Origin of the sequence: Phaeobacter sp. 11ANDIMAR09, from assembly GCF_001294455.1 — a bacterium.
Lineage (GTDB): Bacteria > Pseudomonadota > Alphaproteobacteria > Rhodobacterales > Rhodobacteraceae > Pseudophaeobacter.
Genome location: NZ_LIKT01000016.1, coordinates 58,476 through 81,702 on the forward strand (window position 1 = coordinate 58,476; position 23,227 = coordinate 81,702).

The 23,227-nt window shown below is 60.2% G+C and carries 7 protein-coding genes; 5 read left to right on the forward strand and 2 right to left on the reverse strand.

Annotated features, from left to right (window positions below):
- Positions 1–76: 76 nt before the first annotated feature.
- Positions 77–295: a hypothetical protein gene (locus AN476_RS14075; RefSeq protein WP_054462233.1), complete on the reverse strand. Its 219-nt coding sequence runs from the start codon at positions 293–295 to the stop codon at positions 77–79.
- Between the two features lie 523 nt (positions 296–818).
- Here AN476_RS14075 and AN476_RS14080 point away from each other — a divergent pair.
- From AN476_RS14080 to AN476_RS14100, 5 genes are read left to right on the forward strand one after another with little or no spacing between them, the layout of a single operon-like run.
- A complete protein-coding gene (locus AN476_RS14080; protein WP_054462234.1) occupies positions 819–4,781 on the forward strand; it encodes an AMP-binding protein in 3,963 nt (1,320 codons plus the stop codon).
- The gene (locus tag AN476_RS14085) at positions 4,778–8,215 is read left to right on the forward strand and encodes a non-ribosomal peptide synthetase (RefSeq protein WP_054462235.1); all 3,438 of its coding nucleotides are present in this window, start codon (positions 4,778–4,780) and stop codon (positions 8,213–8,215) included. Before AN476_RS14080 ends, AN476_RS14085 begins: the two co-directional genes overlap by 4 nt.
- 17 nt (positions 8,216–8,232) lie before the next feature.
- A complete protein-coding gene (locus AN476_RS14090; protein WP_054462236.1) occupies positions 8,233–12,504 on the forward strand; it encodes a non-ribosomal peptide synthetase in 4,272 nt (1,423 codons plus the stop codon).
- Positions 12,501–17,120, forward strand: a complete 4,620-nt coding sequence (locus tag AN476_RS14095; protein ID WP_054462237.1) for a type I polyketide synthase — start codon at positions 12,501–12,503, stop codon at positions 17,118–17,120. Before AN476_RS14090 ends, AN476_RS14095 begins: the two co-directional genes overlap by 4 nt.
- On the forward strand, positions 17,117–21,259 hold the full coding sequence (locus AN476_RS14100; protein WP_054462238.1) for an amino acid adenylation domain-containing protein: 4,143 nt from the start codon (positions 17,117–17,119) through the stop codon (positions 21,257–21,259). Before AN476_RS14095 ends, AN476_RS14100 begins: the two co-directional genes overlap by 4 nt.
- A gap of 5 nt (positions 21,260–21,264) precedes the next feature.
- Here AN476_RS14100 and AN476_RS14105 read toward each other — a convergent pair whose 3' ends face one another.
- Entirely contained in the window at positions 21,265–22,980 is a 1,716-nt protein-coding gene (locus tag AN476_RS14105) for an alkaline phosphatase family protein (protein WP_054462239.1), read from the reverse strand.
- Positions 22,981–23,227: the final 247 nt, after the last annotated feature.

Consider the following 23,227-nt stretch of genomic DNA (forward strand, 5'->3'; position numbering starts at 1 on the left):
CGGGCGATCGGTGTAGTGATAGGCGATGGGCACCCAGCGCAGGGCGCAAGGGTGCCCAATGGTGCTGGCGCAGGGATCAGCCGGCCATGGCTTCGGCTTTTTTCTCGCCTTTAATTGATTTGGCAGAGGCTTTAGCGGAATCTTTTCCTGCTTTCTCCTTTGCCTTCATATCCTTGGCCTTTGCTTTTCTCTCGTCTTTCTGGGCTTTGCCCTCGGCTTTTCCTTTTGCCTTATGTTTGGCTTTCATCTCGGCTTTCATGGAGTCTTTTTTGGCTTTGGCTTCCGCTTTTTCCACGGGGATTCTCCTCATGTTAGATAGATCGGGATGTCAGTACCGGTGCTGTCAGTCGAAAAACAAAAACAACCTAAGCAGGAATAAAGCAGTAACATGAAATTTTTCAAACATCCATATACTGTTTTGAGTTGTGTAATACATATTTAAGTTGTGTTGATAATTATTTTGTGGTTTCAAATATATGGCGATCTCTTGCCTGTGGATTTGAAGTTTTAAAATCTAGCTTGCCAGGTTTGAGAAAGTCGTAGCGGTTTCTGTCTGGAGTTTTATTTGACCAAAAATCTCCAAAGGTTTGAATCATAATTAAAAAACCAAGGCAGATGCAACGGCCTTCGCGCGCTCCGGGCCTCGTAGGAATCAGTCCAGTGTGGCCTGACACGAGGGGTGGTCTTGGTTGAAGCGCAGGGGTTTGAAATCCGCAGACTGCTGGGCCCTGACTCGGGGCCGCGTAGAGCGTGGATAGGATGAGTGGTGTTGCGACATGCGCGGCCTGCGCCAAAGGGAGAAGAGAGGGAGAGAAAGAATGGGGTTCGACACAGGATTGATCAGAAGTTTGCAAGACCGCGCAACCGAAGGAAAACAGGTCGCATTTTCGTTCCTAGTGTCACCCGATCAGCCCCCGGAAACCTTGACCTATCAGGGCTTGGATGGCACTGCCAAAACCCTGGCTCTTGCCCTGCAGGCCGAGGCTAAGACCCTGCAGTTTACGTTACGACAGGCTCCTGTGCTTATCGCGCTACCTGCCGGGTTGGCCTTTTTGCAGTGTTATTTTGGCTGTCTCTATGCCGGGGCAATTGCTGTGCCAATCAAGTATCCGCAGCGAAATAAGCCGATGGATCACACAGAAAATGTCGCGGCTGATTGCGGCGCCCGTCTGGTGATCGCGACTCGGGAGATGAAGGTGCGGTTGAGCGAGGCTTTGCCGGATCTACGGGTGCTTGCTATTGAGGATCTGTTGTCCCGCCCCGCCCCGGCGGGTGCGATCTGGACCGACCCGGATCCCAAGGGCACTGATATCGCGCATCTGCAATATACCTCGGGTTCGACGTCAGCGCCCAAAGGGGTAGCGATCAGCCATAACAATATTGCGCAGAATGCAGCGGATGTTTGCAGCAGTTTTACAATTGATGAGACCAGCCGCCTGTTGTGCTGGTTGCCGCATTACCACGACCTGGGGCTGATCTTTGGCTGTATCGTACCGGTGTTTTCAGGCAGTCACAGCCTTTTGATGCCGCCGGCCCATTTTGCACAACGTCCCGTGCGGTGGTTGCAGGTGATGCAGGCGCATCAGGTCACCCATTCGGCTGCGCCAAATTTTGCCTTTGATGCCTGTCTGGCGGTGCCTCGCAGTGTGACCGCAAATCTGGATTTGTCCTGTGTGCAGGCTCTGTTGAATGGGGCAGAACCCGTCCGGGCGCAGACCGTGCAGCGTTTTGTCAGCCGTTTTGCTGAAAACGGGCTGGGAGCGGATGTGCAATGCCCCTCTTACGGGATGGCTGAGAACACCTTGGTCATTAGTGTCAACGGTCCGGCCAATCCGCTGACATGGGCGCGGTTTGATAGCGAGGCTCTGCGGCAGCGCCGGTTGGTACCTGTGGAAGAGTCGCATCTGCGGCACCGCGCATTGGTGGTTTGCAGCGGAGCAGAGTTGGGTTGTGAAATTCGCATTGTAGAGCCGCAAAGCCTGCAGGCCTGCGCGCCGGGTGAGATTGGCGAGATTTGGGTGCAGGGGCCTTCTGTTGCGGCGGGCTACTGGCAGCGCGATGCGCTGACGCAAGAGAAGTTTCAGGCCCGGCTTAAGGGGGAAACTGGCCTGTGGCTGCGCACCGGAGATCTGGGTGGGTTCTGCGACGCTGGCCTGATCGTTATTGGCCGGTTGGATGATGTAATGGTTCTGCGCGGCATCAATTACAGCCCCGAAGATATCGAACTCTCCGTTGAGGCCTGCGACCCGGCGTTGGAGCCGGGTGGGGCTGTAGTTTTTGCCAGTGAAATCACAGCGCAAGCCATGGGGCAGGTTGATGGTGAAAATGGCGCTGAAAATAGCGGTACCCAGCGGTTGGTTGTGGTGCATGAGGTTACGCGGAGCGCGCTTCGGACGCTGCGGCGTGGTGGCGCGGCCTCGGAGGATCTAATGCAGCATCTTGTGGCCATCATTCGGGCACAGGTGGCAGAGCAGCATGACCTTGATCTGGGCGCTTTGGTCCTGTTGCCGCCCAAAGGGGTGCCCAAGACCCATACCGGCAAAAAGAAGCGGCATGCCTGCCGGAGCGGATTTGCTGATGGCACCTTGACGGGCGAGGCGCGCTGGTTTTCGTCGCGCTATACCCGCGCAGTTTCGACTACTCTATCAGGTGATACCCCCTCTCAGACCTGCGGCCAGCAAGAGCCCTCACCGGATGCAGAGGCGCTGTCCAGCACCACGAGGGATCTGATCGACTGGCTGCGGCACTACGGCGAAACACGTCTGAACTCTCGCCAAATGGATGAGCGGCGCACGATGCCGCCCTATGTGGTGATGGATTTTGCCAGGCAGGGGCTTTGGGGCATGGTTGCGCCACAGCACTATGGTGGGCTGGGTCTGCGCAACAGTGATTTTGTGGATGTCGTACAGCAGATGGCGGCAATCGACACCACTTTGGCCTCATTCACGGTTGTCAATAATGCCTTGGGCCTGCGCCCCATTCTGCGCCACGCTCAGCCGGATCTAGTGGAGCGGCTGATGCCCGAGCTGGCCAGCGGGCGCAGGCTTGCCTCCTTTGCCATGACCGAGGCTGGAGCGGGCTCGAATATTCGCAATCTCTCAGCCAGAGGGGTGCCGAATGGCCGCGGGGGCTGGCAGCTGCAGGGGCGTAAACTCTGGTCAGGCTCAGCGGCCTGGGCAGGGGTGATCAATACCTTTGTCAGGATCGAAGATCCCCGGGGCGGCCAGGCGGTCAGTGGCTTTGTGGTGGAGGCTGAGACCGCAGGGCTGCGCCAGGGCCCCGAGGCCTTGACTCTGGGGCTGCGAGCCATGGTGCAAAATGAGGTGCTGCTGGAGGGGGCAGAGGTCACTGCGGATCAGCGTCTGGGGGAAATCGGACAGGGCATGGTCGCGGCCTCGGATGCGATGGAATACGGGCGTTTTGCCATCGCTGCGATGTCACTGGGCGTGGTGAAGCGCTGTCTGCAACTGATGCTGCGTCACGGCAGCCGTCGTATGATTGCCACGGGCGCTTTGCTGGACAACCCGGCAACCAGCCTGCGGGTTTCTGAACTGGCAAGCGCCGCTACTGGCATCGACGCCCTGGTGCGGACGGTAGCCGCGCAGCTGGATGCCGGTCAACCGCCCCCGGCCGAGATGTTTTGCGCCTGTAAATCTCTGGCGCCTGAATATGCCTGGAAGGCCGCGGATGGGCTGATCCAGCAAATGGCGGGTCGGGGCTATATCGAGACAAACATCGCCCCTCAGATCCTGCGGGATGCACGGGTGTTGCGAATCTTTGAGGGGCCAACAGAGCCGATGAATGCGCATATCGGCGCGCGTCTGGCGCAATTCCCGCAGGCGCTGGAGGACTATGTCGGCACCCGGTTGCAGCAACCGGAGCTGGGCACAGAGTTGGCTCTGAGCGCCCAGCAGATCTGGCGACATCACCTGGACCATCAGATCCTTTGGGGCGGATATGCTGCGGCCAAGGCCCAGGCGCATCTGGCGATTGGCGAAGCCGCAAGCCATGGCTTGATGCTGGCATGCCTGGTTCATCAGGGCGAGACAGGGGCTGCAAACCCAGATGGGGCCAACAGGCGGGCGCAGGATTGGGCGCGACGTCAGTTTGACAGGGCCTGGGCCAAGGCCCTGACCATGTCTCCTGCACAGGCGGTGCGGTTGGATCAAATGGAGATGGAGGCTCTGCGCGACAGTTGCGCCGCCGCGATTGGTGATGTCGAACAGCAGATGGCGGGATCAGATCATGAGCTCGACGGGTTGCTGAGGCGACAAAAACCGCAGCCAAAGCAAGAAGTGGCGCCTGCACAGCAAGGCGGGGCACAGGTCTCCTCTGGCCAGGGTGATGCGTTGCAGTCGGGTGATGGGGAGACATCGAAAACGGCTGAGGTCCGCGCGCTTAGCGCCTGGATCAAACGCTGGATGGCTTCAGAATTTCAGATCGAAATTGCTGCGATCGACGAGGCGGCCCGGTTTTCAAGCTTTGGCATGGATTCGGTGGCGGCCATGTTGCTGACAGGGGCGCTGGAGGACTGGACTGGCGTGGACCTCCCTGCCTCGCTGGTCTGGGAACATCGCAGCATCCGGGCTCTTGCCAGCCATGTTGCGGGTCTTGCTGGGGTGACAATTCCAGGACTGAAAACTGTTGCTGCAACAGATCCTCAGGCGGAGGTCGAGGCGGTGGATTTGATGTCCTTGTTGGCCGGTGCGGATGATCTGTCCGAGACAGAATTGGCGGCGCTGATTGCGCGTCTTGAACAGACAACACCGGAGGTCACATGACACAGAAACTCCCCCCAAAGGACCTCAGCAAAGACGCGTTAAAAGCCCAGTTGAAAAATCTTGTGCGCCGTAAAATGGGTGCCTCGAGCAAGGGGCACCCGCTGAGCCACGGGCAGCAATCCCTGTGGTTCTTATGGCAGATGGCACCGGATAGCGCCGCCTTTACTATGGCATTTCCGATGCAAATCACCGGAGCCTTGGATCGGGGCGCTCTGGACCGCGCCTTTGCAGCTTTGGTGGATCGGCACGCCTGTCTGCACAGTGCCTTTTCCGAAGAAGGTGGCAGTCTACGTCAGGTCAGACACGATGGGCCAGAGCCGCACATTCAGCATCAAGACGCCAGAGGATGGAGTGAGGAGGCGCTGCGCACGAAGCTGGAAGAAACAGCGCGCCAGCCCTTTGACCTGCGCCGGGATGCCTGCCTGCGGGCCCATTTGTGGCAATGCGGGGCAGAGCGGCATGTCTTTTGTCTGGCGATGCATCATATTACTGGGGATCTGTGGTCCCTGGTGGTGCTGATGGATGAGCTGCGCCAACTTTATAGGGCGGAGCAGCAGGCCCGTGGTGCGGCGCCTGCCGCGGGTGTATTGCCGGAGATTGCGGTCACTTATGGGGATTGTGTGCGGGCGATGCAGCTGGAGCACGCGCGTGGCAAGCATCAAACCGCATTGGCCTATTGGGCGCAGGAACTGGCCGGAGATTTGCCGGTGTTGGATCTGCCCACGGATTTTCCGCGCCCGGCCCGACAACAGTTTCACGGCGCAACGATTTTTCAGAGCCTGGATGCAGATTTGACCTCTGGCCTCGAAGCGCTGGCACGGGATCAGGATACCACCCTGTTTGTGGTGCTCATGGCCGCCTATCAGGTGCTGTTGCATCGGTTTTCCGGCCAATCTCAGCTGCTGGTCGGAACGCCCTTTTCGGGGCGCAGCCTGCCCGGAACTGATGCGACCATTGGCGATTTTATCAATATATTGCCGCTCAGGGCCGCCTTTGATGAGGGGACTACATTTGCCGCGCATGTGGCGGCCCAGCGGGACCACTTGCTGCAAGCGATGAAACATCAGCAGGTGCCTTTTTCGCAGATCGTGGATCGCCTGGCACCGGTGCGTGACCTCAGCCGGCCCCCGGTGTTTCAGACGACCTTTGTTTTGCAGAAATTTCATCGCTACCCGGCACTGCAGAATGCCTTTTTGCCGGGGAAGGGCGAAAGCCCGGTGGCCTTTGCTGATCTTGAGCTCACCGGGTTACAACTGGCCCAGCAGGATGGGCAGTTTGACCTCAACCTGGAAATGAAGCGCGATAGTCTGGGGCGGCTGCAGGCGGCCTGGAAATACGACAGGGCTCTGTTCTCCGCAGACACTATTAAAGATATGGCGGGCTGTTTTCGGGTTCTGTTGCGCGCTCTGGTTCAAAACCCTGCCGAACCGGTGGCCAGACTGCCGCTTTTGGAAAGGGGCGAAGCCTCAGCGGTGATTGCAGCGGCCAAGGGGCCAGTTGTGCCCCGACCTGAGCAGAGCTCCGTAGTTGAGCTGTTTGAAGGCTGGGCGCAGAAAACCCCGGATGCGTTGGCCGTTTCCTGCCCCGCCGGAGGGCTTACCTACGGCGCATTGCGGGACAGGATGCAGCATCTGGCGCGGGCCTTGGCAGCACGTGGGATCGGGCGTGAAACCATGGTTGCTCTGGTTTTACCGCGCGGCTGTGATCTGGCTCTGGCCATGCTTGCCACACAGCGTGCGGGTGGCGCCTTTCTGCCACTGGCGCCAGATACGCCGCCCAAACGGTTGCAACAAGTTCTGGGTCTGAGCGAAAGCCTGCTGGTTCTGACCTCTGCTGCCAGCGAAGCTGCGCTGCGGGTCACGCTCGGCGTTTCTGGCCCAAAGGTGCTGAGTATCGAGAGCCTGTTGTCAGGACCTCAGGATGGTGCTGTGCCTGAGCTGCCAGGGGACAGGGATCTGGCCTATATGATGTTCACCTCCGGGTCGACTGGCGCCCCCAAGGGAGTGATGGTGGAACATCTCGGCATGGTGAACCACACGCTGGGTAAGCTGGAGGATCTGGCGTTCACTGCGCGCGATTGTCTGGCGCAGAATGCCCCGGCCAGTTTTGATGTGGTGGTTTGGCAAAACCTGGCCCCCTTGGCCTGCGGGGGTTCGGTTCAGGTCATTGCAGAAGGCGACATCGAAGATCCGGCGCGGTTGTTTGCGGCCTGTCGAGACCGGGGCGTGACGGTTCTGCAGGTGGTGCCCTCGATGATGCGGGCTCTGATCGAAGAGGCCGAGACGGCGGGACAGCCACCGGATCTCGGAGCGCTGCGCTGGCTGGTGCCAACAGGGGAGGCCCTGCCCACTGAGCTTTGCCACCGCTGGCTGGCTCTTTACCCCGAGATCCCGATCCTGAATACCTATGGGTCGACTGAATGTTCGGATGATCAATGCCATTATCGGCTGGTCAAAATGACGCCCGAAGATGACGTGGCACCCATCATTATGGTTGGCACGCCCATCCGTAATATGGCGGCCTATGTGCTGGATCCGGCGCTCAATCCGGTTCCCGCAGGCGTGACGGGTGAACTGTATATCGGGGGCATTGGCGTTGGCCGGGGCTATCGTGGGGATGTGGCAAAAAACCAGGCTGCATTTCTGCCTGATCCGTTTTCCAGCCGCTCCGGGGCTCGGCTGTATCGCTCGCGGGATATGGCCCGGCGGCGCCCGGATGGGCGGATAGATTTCCTGGGGCGGCTTGACGGTATGGTCAAGCTGCAGGGGGTGCGGATTGAACCGGCCGAGATCGAAGCGGCGCTGGTTCAGGACCCTCAGATCTCCAGCGCCGTTGTCCAGGCGCGTTCCGACCCCGAGGGCCGGCTGCGACTGGTTGGCTATATTGTGACCGCCCAGGGCCAGCCGCCGGATCAGGTGCAGATCCGGGCCAATCTGAGCCAACGTCTGCCCTATTCGATGATCCCTGATCTTTTGCTGCCGCTGCCTGACCTGCCGCTGACGGCGAATGGCAAACGCGATCTGAACGCGCTGCCCGAGCCGGACTGGCCGGATCAGGGGCAGGTGGATCTGGTGCCGCCGGAAACCCAAACCGAACAGCAGATTGCCGAGATCTGGGCGCGGCTGTTGGGGCGCGAGGCGGTCTCGGTGCAGGAAGATTTCTTTGCGGTTGGGGGCGACAGTATCAAATCCATCAGGCTGGCAGCCCGCGCCCAGGAGCTTGGCCTGCCGTTGGAGGCGGCGGATGTGTTCATCAATCGTACTATTGCTGCCATCGCGCAACAGGTCGACCTGGCCCGGGTGACACGCGCGGATAAGGACCGGCTCAAATCCATTGCCAAGGCCGCCATCAAGGAAAACACCAAAGAGCTGTTTGATCCTGCGCTTTTGTCCAGGGCGGCAAAGCTCGTGACATTCGATCAGGACGACAATTGATCAGGAGGGACTTACGGATGCAAACCCCAGAGGATCTTGATGCCTATCCGCTCACGGCAATGCAGGCGGGCATGTTGTTTCAATCGCTCTGCGTCCCGGATAGAGATCTGTATGTCGAACAATATGCCTGTGCCCTGCATGGCGTGCTAGACCCCGAGGCGTTTGAACAGGCCTGGCGCCAGGTGATCACACGCCATGCGCCGCTGCGCACCGGATTTGCCTGGGAGGGAATGCCTGTGCCGGCGCAGCTGGTCCTGCCAGGAGTCAAGGTGCCGTTGCGCCATGTGGATCTGAGGCAAAAACAGCTCGGCGAATTTGAGACGCATCTCGCCGAGATAAAACTGGCGGAACGGCAGGCTGGGTTTGATCTGAACCATGCGCCGATGATGCGGCTGGTTCTGGTGGCGGGGCCTGCGGGTAGGCACCATATGATCTGGAGCTGGCATCACGCAATTCTGGACGCCTGGTCGGGCCCCATTGTGTTAGACGAGGTGTTGCATTGCTATGAGGCGCTGATCCTCGGCACTGAAATCACCCTGCCACCTGTGCGCCCCTTCAAGGATTTTATTACCTGGTCTTTGCAGCAGGACAAAGCCGCAGCGCAGACCTACTGGCAGCAGTTGCTGACCGGGTTGGAGCCCCCGGCTCCCATTGATCTAGGGGCGGCTGTGCCACTGGAACCGGAGGCTGCGACCTACGGGTTGCAATTCCTTGACCTGAAGCCTGGGGAGATGGATCATCTGCGGCAGGCGGCGGCCAGTCATGGGGTTACGCTCAACAGTTTTGTCCAGCTGGCCTGGGCGGTACTGCTAGGGCGCTACACGGGGCAAAGCGAGGTGGTCTTTGGCACCGCCACCTCTGGGCGTCCGGCGACCCTGCACGGGGTGGAAACCATGGTGGGGCTCTTTATCAACACCCTGCCGGTTCGGGTGTCTTTGCCGGAAACCCGTGAAGTAACAGTGTCGCTGCGCGCGCTGCAGGAGCAATTGCTGCGCAGCCGGGCGCATGAGCATATGCCGCTCGCTGATATCCAGAAACTGACCGGGCTACCAGCTGATCAGACGCTGCTGCACAGCCTGTTGGTCTTTGAGGATTTTGGCGAGCAAACCTATCGCACCGAGGCCGGGGGAATCCGGCTTGGTGCGCCGGAATTTACCGAACGGGCGAATTATCCGGTGACCATGCTGTTCAGTGTGCGTGCGCAACAGCAAATTGGCATTGGCTTTGATCGAAGCCAGTTCGATGAGGGCATGGCGGCGCGCCTACTGACGCAGTTCCAGCAGGTCCTGCGCTCCATGTCGCAGGCGGAAACAAGGCAGCTTGGGCAAATAGACCCGCTTTCAAAGGTTGAGCGGGACTTGCATGCCGGGGTTTGGGCCCGGGACCAGAGCTGGGAGCCGCCAGCAGATCTGGAACTGTCTGTTGCGCGGGCCTTTGCCCAACAGGTGGCGCGCAGCCCGGACCAGCTGGCTGCGGTGTTCTGGACCCGCGATGGCGACCAATGTCTTAGCTATCAGGAGCTGGATCAGCGCTGCAATCAGATGGCCCGGCGCCTGCTGGCGCTGGGGGTTCAGTCCGGAGATCGGGTGGTGATCTGTCAGGAACCGGGTCTGCATCGGCTGGTGGCGCTTTTGGCCACGCTCCGGGTCGGGGGCATATATGTGCCGCTCGAGGCCGATCTTCCTGCAGCGTTGCTGGCTGAGCTGATCGCCGATGCGCAGGCGCGGTTGGTTCTCGTGGATGCCATCATGGAACCGGATCTGCCTGACCTGGGACAGGTGGAGACCTATGTTTGCCACCCAGAGGGGGCAGATTGTCGCCAGTTGTCGGACAGCACGTTAGAGCCACAGGCTGAAGGGGCAGATGCGGCCTATATGATCTATACATCGGGCTCGACGGGTCGTCGCAAAGGCGTGATCATCGAACATGGTGCCTTGGCGCAGATGGTGGCAGCGCAGAGTCTGGCTTTTCAGGTGTCCCCCGGCGCACGGGTTCTGCAATTTGCCGCCTTTGGTTTTGATGCCTCTGTTTCTGAGATCTTTACTGCGCTTCTGACCGGGGCGACGCTTTTTATGGCGCCGCGTCAACAGCTTCTGCCCAGTCGAGAGTTCCTCACCCTGCTGGCGCGCTGGAAAATCACAACCTTGACCCTGCCGCCCACGGTCCTGGCACGCCTGCCCTATTGGGACCTGCCGGATCTGCGGGTTTTGGTCACCGCTGGCGAGCCCTGTCCGGCGGACCTGGTGGCCGTTTGGGGACCGGGTCGGGTTTTTATCAATGCCTATGGGCCGACCGAATGCACCGTCTGTGCAACGCTGGGAGAGGTGATACCCGATGGGCGCAAGCCCAGCATCGGGCGCGCTCTGGGCGGGGCCGAGACCTATATTCTGGACAGCGCCCAGCGGATTTGCCCGATTGGAGTGCTGGGCGAGCTGTATCTTGGGGGGCCGCAGCTGGCGCGGGGCTATTGGCAGCGGGAGACGCAAACACAGGCTGCTTTTGTGCCGCATCCTTTCGACGATGCGCCCGGCGCCCGGCTCTACCGGACGGGGGATTTGGTGCGCCGTTTGGAAACAGGCCAGATCGAATACCTGGGTCGGCGCGATCAGCAACTCAAGCTGCGCGGCTTTCGCATCGAGCCCGGCGAGATTGAGGCGGCGCTGTGCCAGTCGTCACAGGTGGCAGAGGCTGCGGTGCTGGCAACGGGCGGGGCGGCGACGAAACGGCTCACGGGTTTTGTTGCCCCACGGCCACCGGCTGAATGGTGGCCGTCGATTTCAGAATTTCTGGTCTATGACGACTTGGCCTATTACGCCATGACCAGCGATGAGCGGCGCAACGACAGCTACCGCGAAGCCATCACCCGGCATGTGCCGGGCAAGGTTGTTGTTGATATTGGCACCGGCCCCGAAGCCCTATTGTCCCGGTTCTGTATCGAGGCAGGCGCGCGCCATGTCTATGCAATTGAACTTCTGGAAGAAACCTACCTCAAGGCGCAGGCCCGGCTGGCCCAGCTTGGGCTGCAGGATCGGATCACTCTGATCCACGGCGATGCAACCACTGTTACCCTGCCAGAATTGGCAGATGTCTCGGTCTCCGAGATCGTGGGCGCCATTGGCAACGCCGAGGGGGCGGCACATATCATCAATGGTACACGCCATCTGTTGAAATCAAAGGCGCAGGTGATCCCGGAACGCTCGCGAACGCTTTTTGCGCCGGTACAGCTGCCGGATAGGCTGCTGTCCAACTTAGGTTTTGCTCCGCTTGCCAGACGCTATGCCGAGCGTATTTTTGACGCAAATGGTGGCCCTTTTGACCTGCGTCTTTCATTGCGCGGTCTTGGGTACGATGATCTTTTGGCCCCCCCGCAGATCTTTGAAGATTTTGATTATCGCACTGACCTTCGCGCTGAATTCGACGCTGAGGCGCAGTTTGAAGTGACCCGTTCGGGGCGGTGTGATGGGTTTTTGGTCTGGCTCACGTTGGATTGTGGGGCTGGGCCGGTGTTGGATATCCTGCAGCACGAACATTGCTGGCTCCCGGTTTTCTTGCCCCTGGCAGCGCAGGGCCACCCGATGAAAACAGGCGACCAGATTGAGGCCCAAATCGCCGCGGTGTTGAGCGACGATGGCCTGCATACGGATTACCGGGTCATTGGCCAGTGCATGAGCTCTGGTCAGCTGCAGGGCTTTGACATTCAAGCGCAGCATCACGATCGCGGGTTCCGGCGCTCGGCCTTTCATGCGGAGTTCTTTGCCGATGGACCACTGCCGCGCGCGCAGACCCCTGCCCTAAACCTGGAGAGGTTGCACAGGCAGCTGCAGGCGAAACTGCCGAGCTACATGGTGCCGCACCAATTGGTCGAGATTGATCAACTGCCGCTGAACAGCTCGGGCAAGGTCGACCATCAGGCCTTGCAAAAACGGCTTGAAGACAGCCGTCCAGAGGCGAGCCAGAACAGGGGTGCAGGCGAAAGCTTTGACCAGAAGGAAGCTAAGGTCGCCGAGATTTGGCGAGAGGTGCTGAGCCAGGAGGTCACTCTGCACGGCAGCTTCTTTGAACAGGGGGGGCATTCGTTGCTGTTGCTGGACCTGCAAAGTCGGTTGAGCGCGGCATCTGGTCGCCAGATTGCTCTGACTGACTTGTTCAAATTTCCTACAATCTCCGCACAGGCCCGCCAGTTCTTGTCGGCGTCTTCTGCGGCGGAAGAGCCCGCAGATGAGTCCCGTGTGGCCGAGCGCAAAGCGGGGCGGGGACGGATGGCCGCGCGCCGCCGGAGCCTGGTATGACTTCGGTCTGTTTTGATGAAAACGCCATTGCGGTGGTTGGCATGGCCTGCCGATTGCCGGGCGCGCCGGATATCGACAGTTTTTGGCAGGTTCTGGCCCAGGGCCGGGACGTGATTTCCCGCTTCACCAAAGAGGAGCTGATTGCGGCAGGAATAGACCCAGCGGAGCTGCAGGCAGAGGGCTATGTCGCCGCCAAGGGCCTGTTGCAAGATGCCGATTGTTTTGATGCGGATTTCTTTGGGGTTCCGCCTTCGGATGCAGCGCTTATGGATCCGCAGCAGCGGGTCTTTATCGAATGCGCCTATAGCGCCTTGGAACATGCCGGCTATGGTGCTGGCGCTGGGGCCCAGGTTGGGGTTTTTGGTGGCTCGATCCTGTCGATGTATATGTTGTCGCATTTGTGGCCGAACAAACCTCTGCTGGAGACATCTGGCCTATTCAGTGTCGCGGTTGGCAATGATCCCACTTTTCTGGCCACCCGCGCGTCGTACTTGTTAAATCTGTCGGGCCCCAGCATGAGTTTGGGCACGGCCTGCTCTACCGGTCTGGTGGCGGTGCATCAGGCCTGCCAGAGCCTGCTGGCGCGGGAATGCGACATGGCGCTGGCGGGCGGGGTGTCAATCCATTTGCCGCTGGTCGCTGGGTATCGCTATGGGCAAGGGTCGATCCTGTCGCCCGACGGGGCCTGCCGTCCCTTTGACGCGGCGGCTGCGGGCACAGTGTCCAGCGATGGCTGCGGAGTTGTGACGCTAAAACGGTTGCAGGATGCGCAGGCGGATGGCGATACCATCCAGGCCGTCATCCGTGCCTCGGCCGTCAACAACGATGGCCATGACAAGATCGGCTTTACCGCGCCTTCGCTTACGCCGCAGGCGCGGGTCATTGCCGAGGCCCAGGCTCTGGCGGAGACGCCTCCTGACAGTATCACCATGATAGAGGCCCATGCGGCTGGCACCAGCGTTGGGGATCCGGTTGAGCTGGCGGCTCTGAGAGAGGTCTTTGCCCAGAGTGGGCAGCCCTGTGCCATTGGCTCTGTCAAAAGCAACATTGGCCATGTGGATGCGGCCTCGGGAATTGCAGGGTTTATCAAGGCAGTCCTGGCTCTGCACCACCGGGCGATCCCGCCAAGCGTTCATTTTTCCAGCCCAAATCCGGCTCTGGGGTTGGAGGAGAGCTGCTTTTACGTGCCAAAACGCCTGTTGCCACATGATGCTGCTCTTGGGCCAATGCGGGCTGGGGTCAGCTCCTTTGGGATTGGTGGCACCAATTGCCATGTAGTCCTGCAAGAGCCCACAGCCGTGGAGAAGCCTGCGGCAACAGAACCGGTGCGCTCGGCGCATTTGTTGCAGCTCTCCGCGCGCAGCAACGAGGCCCTGGACCAGATGGCGCAACAGCTGGCTCAGACTATGGAACAGCCAGATGCGCCGGGTCTGGCGGATGTTGCCCATACGCTGCGCTGCGGCCGAACGGCCAAAGAGCAGCGGTTGAGCCTGGTTGCATCCAACACCTCAGAGGCGGCCCAACAATTGCGCCTGCCGGTTTCAGCCCGGTGCGCCAGCCCACAGCGGTTGGGTTTTATGTTTCCGGGGCTTGGGGATCATTACCCGGCCATGGGGTGGGAGCTTTATTGCCAGGAACCTCTGTATCGCGAACAGGTGGACGCCTGCGCAGCAGAGCTGGCAAAACATCGCCAAGGCGATATCCGCGATCAGCTCTTTGCCGGGAAAGACTGGACCAATGCCAGTCCGGAGCTGATCGCCACAGCGCTCGCGCCGAAACTGGACATGCGTGCCATGTTGGGCCGGGGCGGCGGCGAGAGCCCGCCGGATTTGTTTGAGGATCCGGTCAATGGGCAAGCGGCGATCTTTGTCACTGAATATGCGCTGGCCCAGCTGTTGCAAAGCTGGGGACTGCGACCTGCGGCGGTGACGGGCTATAGCATTGGAGAGTTTGTGGCGGCCTGTCTGGCTGGGGTGTTTTCCCTATCGGATGCGCTGCGAATAGTGGCGGCCCGCGCCGGGTTGATCCGCGATCGGGCCGTTGCGGGGGGGATGCTGGCGGTGCCAATCGGGGAAGAGGAGCTGCTGGGAATTTTGCCTGTCCCCCTGTCTTTGGCTGCGGTCAATGGTCCCCGGCTCAGCGTTGTCGCCGGACCGGAAGCGGCGCTGAGCGCCTTTGCCACGCATCTGCATGACCTAGGCCATAGCTGCCAGCGGTTGGGGGCCACCTTTCCCTATCATTCCGCCACGATGACGGACATCGTCCCGGCACTTCGCCAGGTGATCAGCAGTGTCTCTTTGGCGCCCCCCGCGATACCCTGTGTTTCCTGCGTGACCGGGGATTGGCTCTCTGTTCAGGAAGCCACGGATCCGCAATACTGGGCCGGCCATCTGTGCCAGACGGTCCGGTTTCGCGATGCGGTGACAACGCTTTTGTCACAAGAGGATATGGCGCTGGCGGAATTGGGGCCGGGGCAATCACTGTGTTCGCATGCCATTGCGGCCTCTACTGCACGGGGTCAACGGGCCCCGGTGGCGGCTATGATGCGTTGGTCTTATAGCTCCCAACCCGAGTATCAGACCCTATTACAGGGGGTTGGTACCCTGTGGAGCGCCGGGGTGGAGGTGGATTCTGCTCTGCTTCTGGCGGATAGATCTGCGCGGCGCGTGCCTCTTCCGACCTACCCCTTTGCGCGGCAACGTCACTGGATTGCTCCGCCCAAAGCTGCCGCTTCAACAGATCCGGAGGCGCGAAAACCGGTGGCAGACTGGCCGCTGGTGCCGCTATGGAAGCCAGCTCCACTGGCGGCGCAGGCGGCTCCGGCTCCGGCTCCGGCGCATTATGTGGTGCTGATGGATGGCTCCGAGGCCGGCAGAAAGCTGCTCGACGCCCTGCGGGAGGCAGGGGTAAAAGCCTCCGCTTTCTGGCCAGATGCCACCCGTGCAGTGACCTCAAAGAGCACGGCACCCTCGGCCTGGGAGCGCGAAGCGCTGGTGAGGCTTATTCAATCTCTGCCAGCTGACCCGGAACTGCCGCTGCATTTTCTGCATCTGGATCTGCTCCGCGACTTTGCGGATTTCGAAACCACTCAGCGCCATGGCTACCACGCCATCGTGGCGCTGGTGCAGGCTATAGTTGAGACGCGGCAAGCGCAGGCGGCCATTACCCTGATCGGGTCTGGATTGGCGGACCCCGGCCAGGACCAGCGTTTGCAGCCAAACAAACTGCCAGTTCTAGGGGCTTTGACGGTGGCCACACAGGAGCGCCCCGGGCTGACAACTCAGGCTCTGGATATGGAGATACAGGATCCGGCCCGGATCGCCAGTCTGGCTCTTGCCAATCTGAGCCAACCGCTAGATGGGACGCCTGTCGCCTATCAAAAAGGCCGACGTCTGGTGCAAACTCAGGCGGCTTTGACTTTGCCGGAACGGGATGTCGGGGCAATCCGCCCAGAAGGCACCTATGTCATTACCGGCGGCCTGGGTGGGGTTGGACTGGCGCTGGCGCGAGCGCTGGCGGCTCGGGGTCCCATAGGCCTAGCTCTGATTGGCCGCTCTGTCCCGGATCCGGAGCTGACGCTGCAACAGGTCGAAAAGATGCCCCCGGTCTCCCCGATCCGCCGCCGTTTTGAAGCGGTGCGCGCGCTGCGCAAATGCGGCGCGCGGGTGATGGTCCTGGCGGCGGATGTGACGGATACCGCAGCAATGGAGACGGCTTTTCGGCGGATCGAGGACCATCTGGGCCCAGTGTCCGGCGTCTTTCATTGTGCCGGGGCAATCGACGCCGAGACCTTTTGTGAGATCAGCGCCCAAACCCCGGAACAGGCGACCCGGCAGTTTAACGCCAAGGTTCACGGGACTGAGGTGTTGGCGCAGATCCTCATACCCCGCGGGGCTGATTTCTGCGTGCTGATGTCCTCGCTCGCGGCGCAGCTGGGGGGGTTGGGCTTTGCCAGCTATGCGGCGGCAAACCTCTATTTGGATGGCTTTGCCGAAGCGCGCAACGGCAAGGCGGGCACCCGCTGGATCTCGGTGAACTGGGACGCCTGGCAGCTCGGGGAGGTGAAATCTGCGGTCCAGGGGTTTGGCTCAACCGTCAGTAATTTCTTCATGGAACCAGAAGCGGCCTGTGATCTGTTGTTCCGCATCTTGGCGCAGCAGGACCTGCCGCGTGTCATCGTCTCCAGCGGGGATCTCGAGCAGCGTCGCGCACAATGGGTGGAGCGCCGGGCCGAGCCTGTGCTGCCCCGCCAAACTCGGGAGCATAGGCCCACGGACCTGGCCCCGGCACAGACGCCAACCCAGGAAGTCTTGGTGGATATCTGGCAGGCGCTTTTTGCGCTGGAACCCATTGGAATTCATGACAACTTCTTTGCACTTGGCGGGCACTCCCTGTTGGCGACACAGCTGAATGCGCGGATTGCTAGCCGTTTGGGCGCGGACCTCTCTTTGGCGGCCGTATTAAATGCCCCCAGCATTGCACAGCTGGCTGAAGAGATTGACAGCAAGACCTTGCAACGGGCCGACCCGCAGATCCTGGGAGGGTTGCTGAGTGAGTTGCAAGAGTTGAGCGAAGAAGAGCTGGAGGCACTGCTGGCTCAGGAGGGCTCTGCATGAGTGATATGAAACTGAGGCTGCAGGATTTGACCCCGGCGCAACGGGCTGTCTTGTTGCAGCGGCTGGCCAAACGAGAGGCCGCCAAGGCGCCGCCAGCGCATGATGCCACGGATCTGTCTTTTGCTCAGGAACGTTGGGTGTTTCAGGATCAACTGTCACCAGCGGATCCTGCGCATATCATCAATGGGGCGTTGCGATTGCAGGGACCGCTGAACAAACAGGCCCTGCACCAGGCCCTGCAGCGGGTCTATCATCGTCACCTGCCGCTGCGGCAGAACTTTTCCAATGCGACGGGCAGGGCCCGCGCCCAGACCCGCCAGAACTCGGAGCTGCAGATTGTCGATTTTGGTCCGGTGGAGTTTGACAGTGACACCCAAGATGTGACCCAGCACCCCGCCTATGTTGCCAGCGTGCAGAGAGGGTTTGATCTGTCGCGGGACCAGCTGATCCGGGTCACGCTTGGCCAGCTGGCCGAAGAGGACCATCTGCTGATCTTTGCCATGCATCACATCATCAGCGATGGTTGGTCCCTGGATATTTTTCTGCGAGAACTCAGCATCGGCTATCAGGCCTTCAGTCAGAACAGATCGGTGGATCTGCCAGAACTGACAGCCAGCTACAGTGATTTTGTCGCCTGGCAAAAGCAGCAGCAGTCCGGCCCGGCTCAGGATGTAGCCCTCGCTTATTGGCGTGACCAACTGGCCGATGCACCAGGGCCAACCCGTTTGATCCCAGATCTACCTGTTGGATCGCAAAAGGCGCGTGATCTGTCTGGCGCAACGGTAGAGGCCCGATTGTCTGCTGGTCTGGCCAGTCGGCTGACCGAGCTGGGCCAATCAGCGGGCTGTTCATTGTTCACCACGCTTTTAACCGGGTATTTCGTGCTGTTGTCGCGCTTGACCCACCAAGATGATCTGATCATAGGGACACCGGTGAGCGGGCGCCTGCGTGAAGAGTCAGAGCCCCTCATTGGCCTGTTCCTCAACTCGCTGGCGCTGCGGGCGCAGGTGAACCCTGAGATGGACAGTGAAGCAGCGCTGCGGACCGTGAACCAAGTGGTGCTAGAGGCTCTGGAACATCATGATCTGCCCTTTGATCGTGTGGTTCAGGAGGTCGCTCCTGTGCGGACGGCCCAGGATCATCCTTTGTTTGAGATGCTGTTCAATTTCACGCCCAACCCGCCGCGCGATATACAAATGGGGGCTGTGCGGGCTGAATTTGTGCCACCGCCGAACCACAGCTGTGCCTTTGCCTCAGCCCTTTATGTGACCCAGTGGGCGGGGCAGTTGGAGTTGAGGCTGGCCTACCAGGCGGCACGATATTCGCAGCAGCGAATGCAGGATTTTTTGCACCAATATGAAGCGGTTCTGACCCAGATGGTTGAAGACAGTGGCTTGCCCCTGGCTGATTTTGACCTGCGCGGGGGGCAGGCGGGTGGAGGGGGGGCAAGCCTTCCTGCGCCCAGCTGCCCCGAACAAATGGCTTTGACCCGGCAAATCGCGATCTGGGCCGAACAAACGCCAAAGGCGCTGGCTTTGGATTGGGCGGACGGTTCCCTCAGCTATCAGGATTTTGCGACGCAGATGCGGGCTATTGCGGCGAACCTGCTCCAACAGGGGGCAGTGCGGGGGCAAACCATTGCGATTTTTGCCCCCCGTGGGGCGGCGCAGGTTTTGGCGATGGCCGGGGTTTTGGAGTTTGGCGGCGTAGTGATGACCCTTGATCCGGATCTGCCCGCCGAGCGGCGCGCGGTGATGCTCGAAACTGGCCGGGTTCAGCATATTTTATATGGTGGGGCGCTCTCTGTGGCGCAGATGGCGTGGCTGAGGGCGATTGACCTGCCGTATTTTCCCATTCCTGAAACCGGCACCGCCTTGGGGCCAAGCAGCCAGGTCCCCGACCCGTTCGACCCGCCGGCCGGCGCAGATGACCCGGCCTATCTGGTCTTTACCTCCGGATCCACCGGGACCCCCAAGGCGATTTTGGGCACAGCTGGTGGATTGGCACATTTCCTCAGCTGGCAGCGAGATAAGTTTGCGCTTGGCCCCGGTGACCGGGCGGCGCAGTTCACTGGCCTGTCCTTTGATGTTTTATTGCGCGATGTCTTTGCGCCCTTGGTGTCGGGGGCAACCCTGGTCCTTCCGCCCCCGGGCATTGGGCCAGCGCAACCCGGCGCCCTAGAATGGGTGGAGGCTGCCAATATCACCTTGCTGCACAGCGTTCCATCGATCTTGCAAAGCTGGTTGCTCAATGATCCGTCCGGATCGTCTTTGGGGCGATTGCGGCTGCTCTTTGTTGCCGGGGAAGCTTTTGAGGCTGGGCTGTTGCAACGATGGCATCAGCGTTTTGGCAAAGGCACGCGATTGATCAATCTCTATGGCCCAACCGAGACAACCCTGGCCAAATTTGCATGTGAGTTGGGCCCCGAGGCCTTTGAAACTGCCCAGCCAGTTGGCCATGCCTTGCCCCAAACAGAGGCCATCATTCTGACAGAAAAGGGAAAACCGGCGGCTCGGGGGGAGATCGGCGAGGTGGCGATTTCCACGCCCTTTCGGTCCTTAGGCTACGTCAACGATGTCACGATGACGGCGGCGCGATTTGTCCCCCACCCTGAAAGGGGCCGCGCTGAAAGGCGGACGGATGATCTGGTATATCTGACTGGGGATCTGGGGTGGTTCGACCCGACCGGGGTGCTGCATTTGGTTGGACGGATGGATGATCAGGTCAAAATCCGTGGCGTCCGGGTGGAACCCAGTGAGATTGCTGCGCTGTTGCGGCGACATCCGGCCGTGGCGGCCAGTGCGGTTGTGGCGCGCCAGAATGCGGCGGGTGAGATGGAGCTGGATGCCTATTTTGTTGCCAAGAAGCGGGAGGGGGCTGGTGGAGGCGCTCCGGCGGCGCAGACCTCGCCGGATTTGCGGAGTTACCTCAGGGCGCGCTTGCCTGCTGCATTGGTGCCAAACGGGCCGATGCAACTGCCAGAGCTGCCTTTGACGCGCAATCACAAACTGGATCGTCGCCGTTTGCCCGCGATTGAGACGGCCCTGGATAGCCCGACACCAGCGCAGCCAAAAACACCCGTTGAGGCGCAGATGTTGCAGGTCTGGGAGCAGGTTCTGGAGCGTTCGGGCTTTGGGGTGACGGATGATTTCTTTGATATCGGCGGACATTCGCTTTTGGCGGTGCGTTTGGTATTGATGATTGAACAGGCCATGGGGGTGAAAGTCCCCCTCGCTGAGCTGTTCAAATCTGCCACTGTCGCCCATCTGGCGCAGGTGGTTCAGACCCGCCAGGGAGGCGATGGTCTGGTGCCGCTGTGGCTTGGCGGTCAGGGTGCTCCCTTGTGGCTGGTGCATACCGGTGGAGGTATGCTGTGGAACTATCAACCCTTGGTGCAGGCAATGGCGCCGAATTTTCCAATCTTCGGGTTTGAGGCCAAAGGCCTGTTTGATGGGGCCGCGCCCCAGAACTCGATCGCGGATATGGCCGCAGATTTCCTGACCGCGATGCGCCGATATCAGCCCCAGGGCCCCTATCGGGTGGCGGGGCATTCCTTTGGCGGTCTTGTTGCCTGGGAGATGGCCTGCCAATTGCAGGCCGAGGGCGTCGAGGTGGAAGGGGTCTCGTTGTTTGACAGCAGTTTGAGCCGCCCGGAAGATGCCTGGTATGCCAGCCAGAGCACGGCAGGGGCTGCGGCACGGGATCTGTCCAGCGCGGTTGAGGTCTTTGCCCGGTTTACTGGCGGCACCCAGCAGTTGGATGAAGAGCATCTTGCAGGGCTGTCCTGGGAGGCACAATTGGACAGCTCAGCGGCGGTCATGGCAGGCAGGGTCGGCTCGCAACAGGACGCCCGGCAGATGGTTCAGAGCCTGCTGCGCCTCGCAACCTGCCATCGTGCCGCGCGGTTGGGCTACCAACCCGCCCAACTACGGGCCCCGGTGGCTCTGTTTCAGGCGGAGGAGCGCGACGAGAAAGACGAGAGCCTGCAGTTCTGGCGCAATCTGGCAGGGGGGGGATTTGAAACGCATGTTGTGCCGGGGGATCACGTCACCATGATGGCACAGCCTCATGTTCAGGTGCTGGCTCAAATCCTGGCTCAGACCTTGTGCCGTGGTCTTGAGCCAGCCCAACAGACCTGAACCCGTCAATCAAGGACCTCTGGCAACATACGACCGGTGGTTCCCGAGGGCAGTCGGGTCCGGGCATAGGCGGCAATTGTCGGCGCCACATCAACCGTTTGTATTTTGCGATGCACAGTCTGCGGCGGAATGTTCGGCCCCATAAAGAAGACCGGGACATGGCGGTCATAGGCATAGGGTGATCCATGCTGGGAGGCCCCTGCCAATGGGTCCGGGTCTTTCATGAACCAGCCGGGTGACAGTATCGGATAGAGATCCCCAGAGCGCGAGGGCAGAAAATTCGCGGTGACAGCTCCGCCCAGATGGGTATCTGGCAGATTTCCTAGGGCGATGCGCTCTTTCTCAAAAACCCAGGCCAATCCCGGAAGGCTGCGTAGGGTTGTCGCGATCAGGGCCTTTGCCTTGGCCGGATCGGCGCCGGCCGACTGCAGCAGGGCGTGATCTATGTAGATCCAGGGGGAGGTGTAGTGGCTGATGGGATCACTGATGCCATAGAGAGCCTTGAACTTCTGAACCGCTGGAGCCTGCTCGACCTGATCATAGTCAAACAGCTGCAGATTGGTGCCGATGCGGGCGTTCATATAGTCTGGGACTTCGGTGGCGCCATGATCGGCTGACAGAACCAATAGGATATTCCCCAGCCCGACAGCTTCATCCAGATGGGCAAAGAAATCCGCCAATTGCGCGTCCAGCCGTTTGAGATTGTCTTCGGCCTCCAGAGAAGAGGGGCCAAAGGTATGGCCGATATAATCGACGGAGTTCAGGCTGATCGCCAGATAATCCGTCACCTCATCTTCGCCGAGCTGCTCGCCCGCGATCATTGCTTTGGCAAAGCTAAGCGTCAGCTCATCTGCCGCCGGGGACGTTTCGAGAAAGGCCTGATAATAGGCATTTGAAGTATCCGGGTAGAGGTGGTCGGCAAATACGATGCCCCAGCCCGGATAGTCCTTCTCCCAGGGCTGATCATCATAGTCTGCAAAGGCATAGTTTGCTTCGGGATACAGCAGCTCCCATCCTGACCCGGCATAGCGGGCGGGCAGCTCTTGCATGGTCCAGTCGTGCACCCATTGCGGATAGTCTGCAAGATAGAACAGAGAACTGAGAAAGGTGGAGGCGTCGGTATTGTACCAATAGGCCGTGCCGGCATGACCCGTTGCACCAATGGCGGCGCGGTCCTTCATTGAGACCCCAAAGATTTTGGCCGCCTCACCGCGCGACAGGCGGATTTCATCGCCGATTGTGGTAACCAGCAGATCCCGTGGTGACCGCCCGTCTTTGGGGGAAGAGTGGCTGCCATCCGGGAAGACCAGCGGAGAGTGAGGGTCCTGGGTCGCAAAATGCAAAGCGTCAGAAACATCCAACACGATGCCTTTATCCTCCGTGTCACTTTTTGTAGGGGCAGGCGGGGGTAAATGGGTATCGAGGTAATTGTTGCCGATCAGCCCATGTACTGCCGGGTCAGCCCCTGTAGACAGGGTTGTATGGCCGACCACTGTTTCCGTATTGGCATGGCGATGCTCGGCGTTTCTGAACCAGGTGCCTTGGGTCATCAGGAGCCGAAACCCGCCCTCGCTAAAGCCTGTCGAAAATCGCTCGATCAGGTCAGCGCGCAGCTGGTCTACGGTGATCTGGACAATCAGTTTGGGCGGCAGCGCGCGCCCCTGCGCCAAAAGCGGTGTTGATGCCACCAATAGACCAATAAACAGGAGTAAGAAGCGCATAGCTTATCCAATCAAAAAGGCGGCGGAGATGCAAAACTGAGAATCTGGGGTCTTGAGGTCTGGTTTTGGCGTGCAGTCATGCCAGTGGCCCATGTGCCGCAGTATCAGGCAGAGGCAGGTTAACGCGTTATGAGTATTTTTCAATCGCCAAATACCCCCATAGGTAGAATATCAAACTCATATAATTCCAGCCCTCAAGATGTGCTTTTGCGGGGAGGCTCAGATCCGGTGGAACATCAGGCCTTTT